This is a genomic window from Mucilaginibacter sp. P1_D10 (assembly GCF_056406215.1).
In genome coordinates this window covers 94,160-108,368 of sequence record NZ_JBFUAP010000012.1, presented here as the reverse complement: position 1 = coordinate 108,368, position 14,209 = coordinate 94,160, and the positions used below count along the sequence as shown (strand labels likewise).

17 protein-coding genes are annotated in these 14,209 nt (G+C 44.8%); all 17 read left to right on the top strand.

Features of this window, described 5'->3' with window-relative positions; translation table 11 throughout:
- Window positions 1–475: 475 nt before the first annotated feature.
- The 17 genes from AC1DYT_RS19210 to nuoH all read left to right on the top strand — a co-directional run bounded on the left by AC1DYT_RS19210 (window position 476) and on the right by nuoH (window position 14,199).
- Window positions 476–1,318 carry a MotA/TolQ/ExbB proton channel family protein gene (locus AC1DYT_RS19210; RefSeq protein ID WP_477471144.1) on the top strand — a complete coding sequence of 281 codons (843 nt, stop codon included), beginning with the start codon at window positions 476–478 and terminating at the stop codon, window positions 1,316–1,318.
- Between the two features lie 88 nt (window positions 1,319–1,406).
- Entirely contained in the window at window positions 1,407–2,024 is a 618-nt protein-coding gene (locus tag AC1DYT_RS19205) for an ExbD/TolR family protein (RefSeq protein WP_477471143.1), read from the top strand.
- A gap of 4 nt (window positions 2,025–2,028) precedes the next feature.
- On the top strand, window positions 2,029–2,562 hold the full coding sequence (locus AC1DYT_RS19200; protein WP_477471142.1) for an ExbD/TolR family protein: 534 nt from the start codon (window positions 2,029–2,031) through the stop codon (window positions 2,560–2,562).
- Between the two features lie 23 nt (window positions 2,563–2,585).
- Window positions 2,586–3,413, top strand: coding sequence for an energy transducer TonB (locus tag AC1DYT_RS19195; protein ID WP_477471141.1), 828 nt, complete (start codon window positions 2,586–2,588; stop codon window positions 3,411–3,413).
- Window positions 3,414–3,417: 4 nt separating this feature from the next.
- A complete protein-coding gene (locus AC1DYT_RS19190; RefSeq protein ID WP_477471140.1) occupies window positions 3,418–3,651 on the top strand; it encodes a hypothetical protein in 234 nt (77 codons plus the stop codon).
- Window positions 3,641–4,561 carry a PstS family phosphate ABC transporter substrate-binding protein gene (locus tag AC1DYT_RS19185; protein WP_477471139.1) on the top strand — a complete coding sequence of 307 codons (921 nt, stop codon included), beginning with the start codon at window positions 3,641–3,643 and terminating at the stop codon, window positions 4,559–4,561. Before AC1DYT_RS19190 ends, AC1DYT_RS19185 begins: the two co-directional genes overlap by 11 nt.
- Before the next feature lie 31 nt (window positions 4,562–4,592).
- On the top strand, window positions 4,593–6,302 hold the full coding sequence (locus AC1DYT_RS19180) for a tetratricopeptide repeat protein (RefSeq protein ID WP_477471138.1): 1,710 nt from the start codon (window positions 4,593–4,595) through the stop codon (window positions 6,300–6,302).
- A gap of 78 nt (window positions 6,303–6,380) precedes the next feature.
- The gene (locus tag AC1DYT_RS19175) at window positions 6,381–6,752 is read left to right on the top strand and encodes an NADH-quinone oxidoreductase subunit A (RefSeq protein ID WP_477458122.1); all 372 of its coding nucleotides are present in this window, start codon (window positions 6,381–6,383) and stop codon (window positions 6,750–6,752) included.
- 116 nt (window positions 6,753–6,868) lie between these two features.
- On the top strand, window positions 6,869–7,411 hold the full coding sequence (locus AC1DYT_RS19170) for an NADH-quinone oxidoreductase subunit B (RefSeq protein WP_477471137.1): 543 nt from the start codon (window positions 6,869–6,871) through the stop codon (window positions 7,409–7,411).
- Window positions 7,411–7,914: an NADH-quinone oxidoreductase subunit C gene (locus tag AC1DYT_RS19165; RefSeq protein ID WP_477471136.1), complete on the top strand. Its 504-nt coding sequence runs from the start codon at window positions 7,411–7,413 to the stop codon at window positions 7,912–7,914. Before AC1DYT_RS19170 ends, AC1DYT_RS19165 begins: the two co-directional genes overlap by 1 nt.
- Window positions 7,914–9,125, top strand: coding sequence for an NADH-quinone oxidoreductase subunit D (locus AC1DYT_RS19160; protein ID WP_477471135.1), 1,212 nt, complete (start codon window positions 7,914–7,916; stop codon window positions 9,123–9,125). The genes AC1DYT_RS19165 and AC1DYT_RS19160 overlap by 1 nt, the downstream gene beginning before the upstream one ends.
- Entirely contained in the window at window positions 9,118–9,642 is a 525-nt protein-coding gene (locus AC1DYT_RS19155) for an NADH-quinone oxidoreductase subunit NuoE family protein (RefSeq protein ID WP_477471134.1), read from the top strand. Before AC1DYT_RS19160 ends, AC1DYT_RS19155 begins: the two co-directional genes overlap by 8 nt.
- A 187-nt stretch (window positions 9,643–9,829) precedes the next feature.
- Window positions 9,830–11,185, top strand: a complete 1,356-nt coding sequence (gene nuoF / locus AC1DYT_RS19150; protein ID WP_477471133.1) for an NADH-quinone oxidoreductase subunit NuoF — start codon at window positions 9,830–9,832, stop codon at window positions 11,183–11,185.
- Window positions 11,186–11,191: 6 nt separating this feature from the next.
- Window positions 11,192–11,500, top strand: a complete 309-nt coding sequence (locus AC1DYT_RS19145; RefSeq protein ID WP_477458128.1) for a hypothetical protein — start codon at window positions 11,192–11,194, stop codon at window positions 11,498–11,500.
- Window positions 11,501–11,531: 31 nt separating this feature from the next.
- On the top strand, window positions 11,532–12,137 hold the full coding sequence (locus tag AC1DYT_RS19140) for a Uma2 family endonuclease (RefSeq protein WP_477471132.1): 606 nt from the start codon (window positions 11,532–11,534) through the stop codon (window positions 12,135–12,137).
- A gap of 35 nt (window positions 12,138–12,172) precedes the next feature.
- Window positions 12,173–13,171: an NADH-quinone oxidoreductase subunit G gene (locus AC1DYT_RS19135; RefSeq protein ID WP_477471131.1), complete on the top strand. Its 999-nt coding sequence runs from the start codon at window positions 12,173–12,175 to the stop codon at window positions 13,169–13,171.
- A complete protein-coding gene (nuoH, locus tag AC1DYT_RS19130) occupies window positions 13,171–14,199 on the top strand; it encodes an NADH-quinone oxidoreductase subunit NuoH (protein ID WP_477471130.1) in 1,029 nt (342 codons plus the stop codon). The genes AC1DYT_RS19135 and nuoH overlap by 1 nt, the downstream gene beginning before the upstream one ends.
- Window positions 14,200–14,209: the final 10 nt, after the last annotated feature.

Here is a 14,209-nt window from a genome sequence, read left to right as displayed (position 1 = left end):
ACCCCATGCTGAGGGGCACAATCTTTATTATTTTCGGGGCATAGTGCTTTGTGTTACAGTGCTTTTGCGCCGGGGATTTGCCTGCTTGCGGCATTTTAAAATTTGGCCGATAAAAATCCGGGAGTGGCCAATGCGTAAAAACGACACACTGTGCGGCAAAAACATAGCTGTGACTATTGCTTAGACATTACTATATCAGCTTAGTTACACACTTTTTATGGCCCAAAGTTTGCTATTGACAAAAAAAATGGGTTTTATTGCAGAATATTATTTGACAAAAACACAATTTTACCGCGTAATAGCGTTAAGTATTACCATTTTGCAAAACGGCTTCGCGGCCTATATTAAATTATTATAAACAATTACATAAAAAGTTTTTTTAATTCATTTAAATTCTATTTTTGTTAACCGCTTAATACGCACACATTTTTATTAACTTATATTACTAACAAAACGAAAACTAAAATCAAAAGTAATGGCAACTGCACCAACAAAACCAACTACCCCTGTTAAGAAAGAAAGCTCAAGTGCATCAGGCGCATTTGCAACTTTAACTATTCCAATTTGCATCGCTGTGGCCGTATGTATTTACATCTTCATATTGGGCGATGGAAGTCATTATAAAGGTGGCAACTCTGAAAATGATGTGAACCCTGGCGATTACTTCGGTATCATCCACAAAGGTGGTGTTATCGTGCCTATCATCATGTCTTACCTGTTAATGGTTATCGTGTTCTCTATCGAGAGGGCAATCGTTATCGGCAAAGCTTCTGGTACCGGCAACGTAGATGTATTCGTTAAAAAAATCACATCGTTATTAAACGCCGGCGATATCAAAGCTGCCAGCGCTGCTTGCGATACTCAAAAAGGTTCGGTAGCAAACGTTATCAAATCGGGCTTGAAGAAATACAAAGAAATGGAAGAAGAGCCAAACCTGGATGTTGACCAGAAAACTTTGGCTATCCAAAAAGACATCGAAGAAGCAACTGCTTTGGAAATGCCAATGTTAGAGCAAAACCTTACCATCATTGCTACCCTGGTATCTATTGGTACATTAACCGGTTTGTTGGGTACGGTAATCGGTATGATCAAGGCCTTCGGTGCGTTAGCAGCTTCTGGTGCTCCAAACCAATCAGCCCTGTCTAACTCAATCTCTGAAGCACTTATCAACACTGCGTTGGGTATCGGTACTTCTGCCGTATCAATCGTAATGTACAACTTGTTTACTTCTAAGATAGATAAGCTTACTTACGCTATCGACGAAACAGGCTTCAGCATCGTTCAAACATTCGCTGCATCGCATAAAAACAGCAGGTAATAAAATATTAGTGCTTGTTTCCACGTTATGACAAAATATAATTTGGAATTTATTTGAAATTGTAACACTTAATATTTAACTTTACACCATGCCAAGAGTAAAAGTCCAAAGAAAGAGCACTTCGATAGATATGACCGCCATGTGCGACGTAGCTTTCTTATTGCTTACCTTCTTTATATTAACAGCAAAACCAAGGACCGAGGATCCTGTACCGGTTGACATACCGGCATCCACAACGGTACAACCTATCCCTGATGATAACATGCTGATGTTAACTGTGGGCCAGGGCAAAGTGTTCTTCTCGGTAGATGGTAACGATATCCGTAAAACACTGCTCAATCAGATGGGCGATAAGTACGGAATTAAGTTTACGCCTCAGCAACAGGAGAAATTTGCAGGGCTGCCAATATTTGGCGTGCCGATAAGCAAGCTGGGTGGTTTCCTGGATTTAGATGCAGAGGGAAGGAAAGCTTTCCAGCAAGAAGGTATCCCGCATGACACGACAGACAATAACGAGCTGTCTGACTGGATCCGCGAGGCGCGCCGCGTAGATGTAAGTTTGCACGGGTTAGCATTGCGTATTTCTATCAAAGGGGATAACAAAGAAGAATACCCAACCATCAAGAAACTGATAGGCGTTCTTCAGAAACAAAAGATAAACAAGTTCGCGCTGATCACTACGATCAAATCGGATCCTAAAAAATAAAAAGATGGCAGAATTAGATACCTCCGGCGGGGGTAAACATAAAGGCGGCAAGGTTCGCAGTAAAAAAGCCTCTACGCGCGTGGATTTAACCGCGATGGTGGATTTGGCTTTCTTGCTCATCACCTTCTTTATGCTTACCACTACGCTATCAAAACCAAAGGCAATGGATTTAACCATGCCTGATAAGGATGAGAAGACAAAAGACCAGTTGCCTATGGCAGCGTCACGCTCCATGACCTTGCTGTTGGGTGCCAACAACAAAGTAGAATGGTTTATTGGCGAGCCGGGCAAAACCCAGCCAACTACCGAAGGCTACGGTAAAGACGGCTTGCGTAAAACCCTCATCGAAAAAGGAAGAGAAATACAACAGAGTACGGGTAAATTCATGTTTGTGTTAATCAAACCAAGCGATAAATCAAACTATAAAAACATAGTTGATACGATTGACGAGATGAATATAACAGGGGTGCAATCGTATGCAATTGTTGATATCCTACCTGCAGAGCTTGAACTGCTCAAAAGGGATGGCAATTATTAAGTATAAATTAATGCGATAAGACAATGTTAGGATCAAAATTAGACATTCTAAACCAGCAATGGATAGACGTTGTTTTTAAAGGCCGTAACAAAGATTATGGAGCATACGAATTACGTAAGGACAATCCTCGTCATACCAACAAGGCCCTTATTATTGGCGTAGCTGTATTTGTTTTTGCGATATCCTTTAAAACAATCCTCAATAAAATTGAGGGCTTTATCCCTAAGGCTGATGAAAAGGTGAAGATTACCGAGGTGGTGCTTCCACCGCCACCGGTAGATCAAACCAAGAAACCACCTCCGCCACCTCCGGAACCACCAAAACCGAAGATTGACCAGGTGCGTTTCCCTCCTCCGGTTGTAAAACCTGATAACGAGGTACAGGAGAAAGAGCCTCCTACCCAGGAAGAGTTAAAAGTTGCCGACCCTGGCCAAAAAGACCAAAAAGGTGACCCTAATGCTGATATCAGGATTGAAGAACCTGTAGGTAATGCAGACGTAAAGCAAGTAGTTGAGGATAACCCTAACCAGATTTTCCAGGCGGTAGAGCAGCAACCTGCTTTCCCGGGCGGTGAAGGCGGTTTTGGTAAGTACTTATTTAAAGCTATACACTACCCGGCTGTTGCCAGAGAGAATAACGTACAGGGACGCGTAATTTTAACCTTCGTGGTTGAAAAAGATGGGTCGTTGACGGATATCAAGGTGCTTAGGGGCATAGGCAGCGGTTGCGACGAAGAAGCAATACGCGCTTTGAAAGCTTCCCCAAAATGGAAACCAGGTATACAAAACGGTCGCCCGGTTCGTGTGCAATTTAGCGTACCTATAGCGTTCTCGCTTGCTTCAGAAGAGTAATTTAATGTTACCTGATAATAACAAAGAGCAAAAATCGCCCAAAAGGCGGTTTTTGCTTATTTTAGGAGTTGTTACATTCGTGGCGCTTTTAGTTCTTGGGCTGTTGTTGATATTCCTGGATAACTTCCCGCCGCGATTAGATCCTACCCAAAAGAAGTTGTTTGGTGGGTTTGTATTAGTTTATGCAGTGTTGCGTTTTTCGCGCTACTTAAAAAGAAAGCCCGATAATGAAGAATAAGTATTTCCTTTTGTTGATAGGTGCACTGTTTATTTTAGCATTTCAGGGCTGTACGGAAAATAAAAAGGACAAGAAAGCAGTTATAGTAGACGGCTTTACGTCGGGTACGCTCGTTTTTGCAGCCGACGAGTCGTTTTCGCCAATAGTAGGCGAAGAAGAATATGTGTTCAGGGCCCTTTATCCAGATGCAAAGCCGGAAATAAAATACGCGCCTGAAAGCCAAACGATAAACGCCTTGATGAACGATAAGGTAAGGGTGGCCATTATTTCGCGCGAACTGGATACAACAGAGGTCGGTATCTTAAGGAGAAGGGCATTGGCCCCCGATGTTAATAAATTTGCTGTTGATGCCGTTGCGTTGATTGTTAACCAGGCATCTAACGATACTTTAATATCGGTTAAAGAGGTGATAGCCATGCTTAATGGCAAAGCTAAAACAGATAAAAACATCGTTTTTGATAACCCCAACTCAAGTTTGGTAAGATATTTGAAACAAATATCGGGGAACAAGGATTTTACACAGAAGAATATATACGCGCTGAAGTCTAATAAAGAGGTTATAAAGTACGTAAGTACCCACCCTGATGCCATTGGCATTACCGGATTTGCCTGGTTAAACGACCCGGATAAGGATTACGCCGACGATGTAAATAAGGTGAAGATAATGGGTGTTAAGGACGAAAGCAGTAAAACTGCGCCTAAAGAGTACTTTAAACCATCGCAGACAACGCTCGTCCAACATACGTATCCATTGAGCAGATCGCTGTATATAGTTGATTGCACAGGCAGAAAAGGATTGGGAGCAGGCTTTGCATCATTTTTAGCCAGCGAGCGCGGACAAAGGATAATATTGAAATCGGGCTTGCTGCCCGAGTCAATCCCCTCAAGGGAAATAAATATTAAACACTAATACTGAATACTAATTAAGAAACTAAGATAAGATGAAAATGATCAGTAAAATAAGTAAACTAGTTTTAGCGCTGGCATTTGTAGGCTCGTCGGTTTTAGCGCAGAGTTTAGAGGATGCGAAGAAAGCCATCGATGCGGAGCAATACCAGAAAGCTAAGGGCATGCTTAAGAATTTAACCGTTACCCAATCTACAAAAGACGAGAACTTTTTTTACCTGGGTTGGGTTTACATTTTGCAGGATTACACCGATTCTGCCAGAACCGTATTCAACAAAGGTATTGCCGTTAACCCTAAGTCGGCTCTTAACTACGCAGGTTTGGGTGTTGCCGCATTTGTTGATAAAGACAGGGCTACCGCAACAACCAACTTTAACCAGGCCATTGCTTTGGCAGGCAAAGCCAGCAAGCCTTACGCTTATATAGGCAAAGGTTATCTGATGTCGCCAGTGAACGACAGGGTATCTCCTGCTGATGCTGATGCGGCAATCGCTATCCTGAATAAAGGAAAGGCATTGAACGCTAAAGACGTAGACGTGTTGCTAGCCCTGGGAGATGCTTACCGCACGCAATCTAAAAACACTGAAGCATTGGGTAACTACCAGGCTGCGCTGGAAATAGATCCAAAACTGGCAGCTGCAAAAGTGGCTACCGGCGTGATCTGGAAATTCGCTAATAACTTCGAATCATCAGAAACCGAGTTCCAGGCTGCTTTAGCTATCGACCCTAATTATGGCCCTGCTTATCGCGAATGGGCAGAAACCGATGTGCGTTGGGCTTTAACAGACCCTAAAGTGGCATCTGTAAAAGTTAAGGAAGCTACGGAGCAGTATCGTAAATACTTGTCGTTAACAGATCTTTCGGTCGAGTCGCGCTTACGTTATGCCGACTTCCTGGTGTATTCAGGCGATTGGAAGACCTTGCAAACAGAAGCTGCAGCATTGGCTAAAGTTTCTTCTAACTTAAAAGTTCAGCGCTACTTGTTGTATTCATCAGTAGAGAATAAGGATTATCCTGCTGCGTTGGCTGCTGGTAACATATGGCTTCAGAAAGCGGACGCAAAACGCATTATCCCGCGCGATTACGTTTACCAGGGCCGTGCGCAGATTGCCTCCGGCTTAGACTCTTTGGGTGTTGCCTCATTGCGTACTGCTGCCACCTTAGATACTACCCAGGCAGATGTTTACCAGGAAATAGGTAAATCGTTATACGGTAAAAAGAAATTCCTGGAGGCCGCTGAAGCTTACAAGATGTACATCACTAAATCGCGTAAAACCACGCTGAATGATTACCTGTCTGAAGGCTTAAGCTATTACAAAGCCTACACCGATCAGTTCTTCAGCACTGCCAAGCCAAAGCCTACGCCGGATTCGACGCTATTGATCAAAGCCGACACCGCGTTCAGCTACATACAGCATAAAGCCGCATCGCCTTTGGCCATAGTGGCCTTGTACCAGGCGCGTGCCAACGACTTTAAAGAACCGGCCGACAGGACCTTGTATAAAGGTTATGCTAAGCCTTACTATGAGCAGTACATACAACTTGTTACCACCAAAGGCGTAACCGATGCGGATAAATCATTCCTGGGCGAAGCTTACGCTTACTTAGGTTACTACTACGAGTTTAAGGAAAAAGACGACGCTAAAGCCGCCGAAAACTTTACTAAAGCCAAGGAGTACGATCCGGCAAATAAGGCTGCGATAAACTACTTCCAAAGAAAGGCCCAAGGGGCGAAAGGCAAGTAACACCAGGCCTTTTAAAAATAATAAGAGCCCCTTGCAAAAGGGGCTTTTTTATTATCGGCTCATTTGTATATTTGCAGCATGGAATTACAAAGTTCACCCGGCGATTTTCTTCCGATTATATTCCAGATGCTGGTTGCGCTGGGTTTTGTGGTTACAACCATGTTTGTTACACACAAAATAGGCCCCAAACGTGTTACTAAGGATAAACTTACACCCTTCGAATCGGGTATAGAAGTTGTAGGCAACGCCCGCAGCGCCGTTTCTATTAAATATTTCCTGGTAGCCATCCTTTTTGTGCTGTTTGATGTGGAAGTAATTTTCATGTACCCCTGGGCGGTAAATTTTCGCGAGTTGGGCAAGGATGGGCTGATAGAGATGTTTATTTTTATGGCAACATTACTGGCTGGTTTTATCTACATTATTAAAAAAGGTGCTCTGGATTGGGATTAGTTTAGACTGATTCTAAATATATTGGCTCTCCTTTCTTCGTGTACTCGTTACAACGTATTTTATTAAATTTGCACATCAGTTTTAGCTGATGGGTTTATTTTATTTGATAGAAATTCATGAGTGATATTCAAATAGTTGAGGCCCCCGCAGGGGTAGAAGGTTCTGGCTTTTTTGCCACGTCGCTTGATAAAGCGATAGGTGTGGCCCGGGCAAACTCGTTATGGCCCTTACCATTCGCAACCTCTTGCTGCGGCATCGAATTTATGGCCACTATGGCCTCTACGTATGATCTTAGCCGTTTCGGTGCCGAGCGCTTGAGTTTTTCGCCCCGCCAGGCAGATTTGTTGATGGTGATGGGTACGATATCAAAGAAAATGGGTCCGGTTTTACGCCAGGTGTACCTGCAAATGGCCGAACCCCGTTGGGTGATGGCCGTTGGCGCATGCGCATCAAGCGGCGGTATTTTTGATACTTACTCGGTTTTGCAAGGGATTGACGAAGTGATACCGGTAGACGTTTACGTACCCGGCTGCCCTCCACGCCCCGAAGCAATAATAGATGGTTTTATGGCGATACAGGAGTTGGTTAAAACTGAAACCGGCCGCCGCCGTGAGGAACCGAAATACCAGGCATTGTTGGCTAAATACGGAATACAATAATGGGTAAGATAGCTAACGAAGTATTGCTGCAGGCATTGGGCGAGAAATTCCCCGGCCAGATTACCGAAGTTAATCAGGATTACGGACTTTTAACGGTAGAAACCGACAGGGAGCAAATCAGCGATGTGCTTGCCTACCTCAAAAACGACCCGGAACTGAAGTTTATTTTCCTTACGGATATAACGGCTATTCATTATCCTGAGCTGGAGAAGGCGATAGGGGTTATTTACCACTTGCATAGCTTAACTACCAATACGCGCATTCGCGTAAAGGTTTTCCTTTCTACCGATGACGTTCACATTCCAACGGCTACCATGCTATGGGAAGGCGCCAATTGGATGGAAAGAGAAACATATGATTTTTTTGGGGTGATATTTGACGGGCATCCCGACCTGAGGAGGATACTGAACGTGGATGACATGACGGTGTTCCCGATGAGAAAAGAGTTCCCGCTGGAAGATCCAAACCGTATTGATAAAAAAGATTACTTTTTTGGAAGATAATGCAGAACCATCCCGTATATACAGATAACGATCCGCAAACCGAGCATTCCACGCTCAACCTCGGCCCAACGCACCCTGCTACGCACGGTGTTTTCCAGAACGTGCTGGAGATGGATGGCGAGAGGATAGTTAGCGGCGTATCAACCATAGGCTACATACATCGCGCTTTCGAAAAGATTGCCGAACACCGCCCCTTTTACCAGATAACCCCGCTTACTGATAGGTTGAACTACTGCTCATCGCCCATCAATAATATGGGCTGGCACATGACGGTTGAGAAACTGCTTGGCATTACCATGCCGAAACGTGTTGATTATATGCGTGTGATCATTATGGAGCTTGCCCGTATTGCAGATCATATTGTGTGTAACTCGATATTAGGCGTAGATACCGGCGCGTTGACGGGTTTTACCTACATGATGCAGTATCGCGAAGCGATATACGAGGTTTACGAAGAGATATGCGGCTCGCGCCTTACCACAAACATAGGCCGTATAGGCGGTTTCGAGCGCAACTTCAATGATATCGCTTTCCGTAAGATAAAGAAAGTATTAAAAGATTTCAACTACGGTTTAAAGGAATTCGAAAGCCTTTTTAACCGTAACCGCATATTTGTGGATCGTACGCGCGGCGTTGCTGCCGTTACGACAGAGGACGCGCTCAGTTACAGCTGGAGCGGCCCCATATTGCGCGCCACAGGTGTTGATTATGATGTAAGGGCCATGGAGCCGTATTCATCCTACGAGGATTTCGATTTCGAAGTACCGGTTGGCGATAACGGCGACGTTTATGCCCGCTTTTTGGTGCGTAACGAAGAGATGTGGCAGAGCATGCGCATTATTGAGCAGGCCCTTGCTAAAATAGAGAAAGAGCCATCAGATATCTTCCACGCGGATGTGCCGGCGTTTTACCTGCCTCCGAAGGAAGAAGTTTACAATAATATGGAAGCCCTTATCTATCACTTCAAAATAGTGATGGGCGAAGTGGAAACCCCGAATTCCGAAGTTTACCACGCTGTAGAGGGAGCTAACGGAGAACTTGGTTTTTACCTGGTGAACGATGGCGGCCGCTCGCCATACCGTTTGCATTTCCGCAGGCCAAGCTTCATCAATTACCAGATGTATGCGCCCATGAGCCGCGGCATGCTGTTATCTGATGCCATTATTAACATGAGTAGTTTAAACGTAATAGCAGGAGAGTTAGATGCTTAGCGTACAAGATACCAATACGCCGGTTACATTTTCGCCGGAGCTTACAGCAAAGTTTGCTGATGTAGTTAGCCGTTACCCTGCAGGCAAGCAAAAATCGGCCTTGCTGCCTATACTGCATTTGGTGCAGGCAGAATACGGCTGGGTAAGCCCGCCGGCAATGGATAGCGTTGCCGACTACCTTTCAATCCAATCGATAGAGGTTTATGAGGTGGCATCGTTTTACACCATGTACTTTTTAAAGCCCCAAGGGAAGTACATGCTTGAAGTTTGCCGCACGGGCCCTTGTGAAATTGTAGGCGCAACGCCCATAATGGAACACATAGAAAAAACGCTTGGCGTAAAAGAGGGCGATGTTACCGAGGATGGCTTGTTTAGCTGGCGAGGCGTAGAGTGCCTTGCAGCCTGCGGTTATGGCCCGGTATTACAAATTGGCCCAGAATATACATTTTACGAAAACTTGACCACCGATTCGGTTGATAAACTGATAGGGGATTTAAAAGCGAAAGCAAATAATTAATGAGTGAACGAAGCAGGTTGATAAGCTGGGATTTAGCACTAACAGCAGGCATATTAATGTTTCTGTTTTTGCAGGTGCCAGGCAGCTACAACCTCATCATTGGGTTAATAACCGTAATGATACTTTCTAATTGTGTAAGAAATCATGTAACCGCTTATAAACTAAACGGTAAAATATATTAATAGTAATGGCTCGTAAACTTTTACTTGAACATATCAACGTACCCGGCATCAATACCTTTGATGTGTACCGCTCTAAAGGCGGCTATGCAGCGGTGGAGAAGGCCCTAAAAACCCTCACGCCAGAAGAAATTGTGGAAGAGGTGAAAAAATCGGGCTTGCGTGGTCGTGGTGGCGCCGGTTTCCCTACCGGGATGAAGTGGAGCTTTTTGGCCAAACCCGAAGGCGTGGCCCGTTACCTGGTGTGCAACGGCGACGAATCTGAACCAGGTACGTTTAAAGACCGTTTCCTGATGACTTACATCCCTCACTTACTAATTGAGGGGATGATTGTATCCAGCTTTGCGCTAGGTGCAAATACATCGTATATATACCTGCGCGGCGAAATGATGCCGCAAATACGCATCCTTGAGAAAGCTATTGCCGAAGCAAAAGCAAAGGGCTTTTTAGGAAAGAATATTTTAGGCACGGGTTATGACCTGGAGCTTTACGTGCAGCCCGGTGGCGGTGCATACATCTGCGGTGAAGAAACTGCATTGTTAGAGTCGCTGGAAGGTAAACGAGGCAACCCGAGGATAAAACCACCATTTCCGGCTATTGCAGGTTTGTATGGCTGCCCTACGGTAGTAAACAATGTAGAATCGATCGCAGCAGTTGTGCCAATCATTAACGATGGTGGCGACGAGTATGCTAAGATTGGCATAGGCCGCAGTACAGGCACCAAGCTGATATCAGCCGGCGGTAACCTGAAAAGGCCGGGCGTTTATGAGATAGACCTTGGCCTGTCGTGTGAAGAATTTGTTTACGGTGACGAATATTGCCAGGGCATAGCCAACGGCAAACGCCTTAAAGCGGTTGTTGCAGGCGGTTCATCAGTACCGATTCTCCCTGCTAATCTGTTTTTGAAGACGGTTAATAACGAAGCCCGCCTGATGAGCTACGAATCGTTATCTGATGGCGGTTTCGTAAGCGGCACCATGCTAGGTTCGGGTGGTTTCATAGCTTATGACGAAGACCAGTGTATCGTGCGCAATACCTGGAATTTTTCGAGATTCTATCACCATGAAAGCTGCGGGCAATGTTCACCATGCCGCGAAGGCACCGGCTGGATGGAAAAAGTTTTGCACCGCCTGGAATACGGTCACGGCAAAATGAGCGACATTGATTTGCTGGTTGATGTATCGAAAAAGATAGAAGGTAACACGATTTGCCCGCTTGGCGATGCAGCAGCCTGGCCGGTTGCCAGTGCTATACGCCACTTTAGGGACGAGTTTGAATGGCACGTAACAAATGCCTACGAAGCTACCACACGTAACTACGGGATAGCGCGTTATGCCGATCCGTTGAATGCAGTTGTAGCGTAGTAAAAAATGGAGCAGGCCGTTATCATTGAGTTTAACTATGGCCTCAAAGAGGATGAACCATTTTATGACCTGGTTGAAAGGTTGATGGCTCTGTTAAAGGATAGTGAAGTTGGTTTTTATGACGGGCATGAAATAGCCCTTGATAATAGTGACGGCTCATTTTACTTGTATGGCCCGGACGCTAAAAAGTTGTACGAACTGGTAAGAAAGGATTTGGAGACTGTTCCTTTTATGGTTGGCGCAAATATTATATTAAGGTTTGGGCCACCGGAAACAGGTGTTAAAGCAGTTAGCTTTAGTTTAAATTTGAATTAAAGTGTCCAGCTAATTTGAAGTAACTTTGAATATGCAAAGCATTGATGATTTAGACTTCTCGAAAACTTACACCTACGCGGATTACTATTCCTGGCGTTTTGAAGAGCGTTTGGAATTAATTAAGGGTAAGATTTTTAGAATGAGCCCCGCGCCAAGCGGAAATCACCAGATTATATCAGGTAATATTTCGGGGGAGTTACATCAATATTTAAAGAATAAGCCTTGCAGGGTATTTGCAGCACCTTTTGACGTACGACTAGTAAGAAACGAAAAAAGTGATAAAAAAGTAAAAACCGTAGTTCAGCCTGATGTTTGTGTCATTTGTGACTTAGCGAAGATGGCCGATCCAAGGAGTTGCCTGGGCGCACCGGATATTGTAGTGGAGATATTGTCGCCGGGGAACAATAAGAAAGAAATCAAAATAAAATACGATCTGTACGAGGAGTTTGGTGTAAAGGAGTATTGGTTGGTTTATCCGGACGAGCAATCGCTGATAAGATATATCCTTAATAGCGAAGGGAAATTTGTTACCGAAGGAAGAGCGTTGACTGTTGGTGATAAATTGATAACCCCCATTTTACCAGGTTTTGAGTTGGCGATGGACGATGTATTCGCCAAGTTATTTGAACAGGAATAAGAACTTAAACATACTTTGATAAGTATAAATTATAAATGAAGGTAACAATAGATAGTATATCCATTGAAGTAGAGCCGGGAACTACCATCCTGAACGCCGCAAGGATGATAGGTGGTGATATCGTTCCGCCTGCTATGTGCTATTACTCTAAGCTGGAAGGCACGGGCGGTAAATGTCGTACGTGTTTGGTGCAGGTAAGCAAAGGTTCTGAAAAAGACCCACGCCCTATGCCGAAGCTGGTAGCGAGCTGCCGTACTACCGTTATGGACGGCATGGAGGTAAAAAACATATCTTCCCCGGAAGTGATTGAGGCCCGTAAAGGTGTGGTGGAAATGCTTTTGATAAACCACCCGCTTGATTGCCCTGTATGCGATCAGGCCGGCGAATGCCACTTGCAGGATTTGGGTTACGAACACGGCGCAGCCAAAACCCGTTACGAATTCGACCGCCGCACGTTCGAGAAAATCGATATCGGTGATAAGATACAGCTGCACATGACGCGCTGCATACTTTGTTACCGCTGCGTGTTTGTGGCCGACCAGATTACCGACCATCGTATACACGGCATCCTTAACCGTGGCGACCACTCCGAAATTTCTACTTATATTACTAAAGCAGTAGATAACGATTTCAGCGGCAACGTAATAGACGTTTGCCCGGTAGGCGCTTTAACCGATAAGACTTTCCGCTTCAAGAACCGTGTATGGTTTACCAAACCGGTAGAGGCACACCGCGATTGCGACCACGAAAAGTGCAACGGTAAAGTAACCCTTTGGTACAAAGGCGAAGATGTTATACGCGTAACCGCACGTAAAGATGAATACGGCGAGGTGGAAGAATTTATATGCAATACCTGCCGTTTCGACAAAAAGAAAACAGCTGATTGGGTGATAGAAGGCCCGCGTAAAGTATCCAATAAATCGGTTATCAGCTCAAACCACTATGATACGCTTAAGCCACTGCCTGTGGTTAAAACCAACCCGGTATTGCAGCAAGCCAATAAAGAACAATTTGAAAGGGAGACGCGCTTATAATGGAAATAGCAGATATACTGATTAAGTTTGGGCTTATTATCGTTATATTCATGATAAGCCTGGTAGTAGCCATGTACTCTACTTATGCTGAGCGTAAGATAGCTGCCTTTTTTCAGGATAGGGTGGGCCCAAACCGCGCCGGCCCATGGGGCATTTTACAACCGCTGGCAGATGGCGGAAAAATGTTTTTGAAGGAAGAAATCATCCCAACAAACGCAACGCCGTTCTTGTTTATTGTTGGCCCATCGTTAGCTATCCTTACAGCCTGCATTGGGTCGGCAGTTATACCATGGGGGCAAAATATCGTTATTGCGGGCAAAACCATACCGCTGCAGGTTACCGATATCAACGTAGGTATCCTGTATATTTTCGGCGTAGTGTCACTAGGTGTTTATGGCGTGATGATTGGCGGCTGGGCATCAAACAATAAATATTCGCTGCTTGGCGCTATCCGCGCGGCATCGCAAAATATCAGCTACGAAATTTCGATGGGGCTGTCTATCATTGCCTTGTTATTGGTTACGCACACCTTAAGCCTTGCGGAGATTGCCCAACAGCAGCATGGCTGGCACTGGAACGTGATTTATCAGCCAGTGGGTTTTGTTTTATTCCTGATATGTGCTTTTGCTGAGACTAACCGCACACCCTTCGATTTGCCGGAGTGCGAAACCGAGCTGGTAGGTGGTTATCATACCGAGTACTCTTCGATGAAATTAGGTTTTTACCTGTTTGCGGAGTATATCAATATGTTTATTTCATCGGCAGTAATGGTTACCCTCTACTGGGGCAGCTACAATTACCCGGGCATGGATACCGTGAATGAGTTTTTGGGAGCAACCTGGGGGCCGCTGTTCGGCTTCGCGGTAATGTTCTTGAAAGTATTACTGTTCATCTTCTTTTTTATGTGGGTGCGCTGGACTATCCCGCGTTTCCGTTACGACCAACTGATGGACCTGGGATGGAAGGTTTTGATACCATTGGCTATCGCCAATATTGTGGTTACGGCTTGTGTTATTACTTTTTTATAATTGAGGATTA